This window comes from Rubrivirga litoralis (assembly GCF_031846415.1).
Taxonomy (GTDB): Bacteria; Bacteroidota; Rhodothermia; order Rhodothermales; family Rubricoccaceae; genus Rubrivirga; species Rubrivirga litoralis.
In genome coordinates this window covers 1-2421 of sequence record NZ_JAVRHT010000077.1, presented here as the reverse complement: position 1 = coordinate 2421, position 2421 = coordinate 1, and the positions used below count along the sequence as shown (strand labels likewise).

The window sequence follows — 2421 nt, the reverse complement described above, 5'->3', positions numbered from 1 at the left end:
GCTAGCCCTTGTGCGAGCCGTTAACGGTCCGTGTGCCCGTCTGCTGGTGGGGCCGGCGCTGGACCTCCACCTTGGCGCTGGAGCGCGCGTTCCAGCGCCGCCGTCGCCTCGGCATACGCCGTGCGGTAGCGCGTGGCCAGCGCCGCCGGGTCGAGCGCCTGTCCGTCACGCCGGAGGACCTCGTAGTGCAGGTGGGGTCCGGTAACAACGCCCGTTGCGCCGACGAACCCGAGGACCTGGCCGCGCCGGACTCGGGCGCCGACGCGGAGCGTCGGCGCGAACCGGCTCAGGTGCGCGTAGCGCGTCGTGAGGCCGGACGGCGCGTGGTACACCTCGACGCGCAGACCGTACCCACCCGCGGCGCCGGCCGCGCCCACGACGCCCGACGCGGTCGCGCGCACGGGGGCGCCGAGCCGGGCCGCCAGGTCGATGCCGGCGTGGTGGCGCGAGCCGCCCCAGACCGGGTGCCGGCGCAGCCCGAAGCCGCTGGAGACCGGCCCCGCCGTCGGCGGGTCCACCGGCACGCCGACGCGGTCGGCCCAGGTGCCGACGGTGGGCACGGCGACGGAGCCCCGGGCTCGTCTCGGCCGTACGGCCGTCGGAGCCGTCCCGGTGGCGGGCGCCGGTGACTCGGCGCCCGCAAGGGCCACGCGAGCGGTGACGCGGCCGATCTGTTCTTTGGAGTGGGCCAGGAGCGGCGAGCCGATCAGCAGGGCCACGACCGTGAGCCCGGCGGCGTGCCAGCCGCCGAAGCGGCCGGGGGAGCGGGCCGGGCGGGCCGACCGTGCGGGCGGGGCGAGACGCCCCGCCCCGTTCTCGGGGAGCGCGGTCCAGTCGGCAACGCGCGTGGCCGCACGACGGAGGACGGAGCGGGTGTCGTTAGGGTCAACCATCGTCCCGAGGAGTCAGCGCCAGAACATATCCCCGCGTGCCAGGGCTCGACGTTGTGCGGGGCCGATGGGTACAGTATACTCACGACGGACTCACGCCCTACTCACATCATACCCCCCGCCGTGAAAAAGATCATCGCCGTCCTCAACCCCAAGGGGGGGTCCGGCAAGTCCACGCTCGCCACCAACTTGGCCGTGGCCGTCCAGTCGCGGGGCCGCTCCGTCGTCGTGGTCGACACCGACCCGCAGGGGACGGCGCGGGATTGGGCGGCGTCGGCCCCGGACGGAGACGGGGCACCGGGGCTGCCGCTGGTCGTCGGGATCGACCGTTCGGCCGCGCTCCGACGGGAGGTGAACAAGCTCTCGCTCTCCCACGACGTCGTCGTCATCGACGGCTCGGCCCGCGTCGAGGACATGGACGCCGTCGTGCTCCGGGTGGCCGACCTCGTGCTCGTGCCGGTCACGCCCTCGAACGCCGACATTTGGGGGAGCGGCCCGCTCGTGGACCTCGTGCGCGCCCGCCGCGAGGTGGCCGGGCGCCCGGACGCGGCGTTCGTGGTCTCCCGCCAGGTGGCCGGGTCGAACCTAGCGACCGAGGTCGGCGCGGCTCTGGAGGGCGTCGGGCTGCCCGTGCTCGGAGCCCGGACGACCCAGCGGGTGGCCTACGCCGAAGCGCTCTCCGGCGGGTGGGGCGTCGTCGGTCCCGGGGGCGGGGCAGAGGGCGCCCGCGACCCCAAGGCCGCCGCCGAGGTGGCCGCGCTCGCGGACGAAGTGCTCGAATGGCTGGACCGACCCTTCACCCCCACCCCATCTGACGAGGACGACCGATGAGCAGCCGAAAGACACCGCTGGGAGGCCGGCCGGCACGACCGGAGGACCCGGGAAGAGCCGCCGAGCTCGAACGGCTCAGGGCGACCGCTGCCGGCGAGAAGGTCCGGCTGAACGCGAACGTGCCGGCCGACCTCTACGCCCGGTACAAGGCCGCCGTCGAACGCCGTGGGCTCACGGTCACGGTGGCCGTGGTCCAGCACATCCACGACTTCCTGGACGCCTACGAGTAAATCATACTCACAAAGGGAGTATTTCGTACTCACAGAAACCGTTTCGGCCTGCTGACGAGGGGGGGGCGAGTGACGACAGCCCTCCGGGCTGGCGTGTGGTCCAGGACGGGGGGCACACCAGAAGGTCGGGCCTGCTCCACCGGCGTCAAGGGCCGCTCCCGCCCCGCCGGTCCTCCTCCGAGACGGAGAAGGTCCAACGGGGCTCCCGCTCCGTGCTCGCCGTGCTCCTTGCAGGGAGAGCCGCCGACGGCTCACCCCTCCAGTCCGCGCGGCTCCGCGCGGCCCCGCGCGTCTGCGACACGCTTTGACTCCGGCTCCGCAGGCCTGAATGCGGCAGGTATGCCCCCCGACCAGGAGAGCCCCCTTTCCTATGCGGGAGGCTCGGGCGTCCTCCGCTCCGTGGCCACGGCCGAGGCCGACCCAGGCAGCGGACGGGCACACGGACTACACAGCCCCGCACGGGCGCCGGT

Annotated in this window: 3 protein-coding genes; 2 read left to right on the top strand and 1 reads right to left on the bottom strand. The window is 74.0% G+C overall.

The features are described from left to right. Nucleotides 1–20: 20 nt before the first annotated feature. Nucleotides 21–893: a M23 family metallopeptidase gene (locus RM540_RS16175; protein WP_311666045.1), complete on the bottom strand. Its 873-nt coding sequence runs from the start codon at nt 891–893 to the stop codon at nt 21–23. A gap of 120 nt (nt 894–1013) precedes the next feature. Between RM540_RS16175 and parA the strand changes: the two genes are divergently transcribed. Both parA and RM540_RS16165 read left to right on the top strand, forming a co-directional pair. Continuing rightward, the gene (gene parA, locus RM540_RS16170; RefSeq protein WP_311666043.1) at nt 1014–1721 is read left to right on the top strand and encodes a ParA family partition ATPase; all 708 of its coding nucleotides are present in this window, start codon (nt 1014–1016) and stop codon (nt 1719–1721) included. Next, a complete protein-coding gene (locus RM540_RS16165; protein ID WP_311666041.1) occupies nt 1718–1951 on the top strand; it encodes a plasmid partition protein ParG in 234 nt (77 codons plus the stop codon). The genes parA and RM540_RS16165 overlap by 4 nt, the downstream gene beginning before the upstream one ends. Nucleotides 1952–2421 lie beyond the last annotated feature (470 nt).

Bases quoted from the DNA above. Each gene is read 5' to 3' on its own strand.
- RM540_RS16175 (WP_311666045.1), bottom strand. From the start codon at position 893: ATGGTTGACCCTAACGACACCCGCTCCGTCCTCCGTCGTGCGGCCACG.
- RM540_RS16165 (WP_311666041.1), top strand. From the start codon at position 1,718: ATGAGCAGCCGAAAGACACCGCTGGGAGGCCGGCCGGCACGACCGGAG.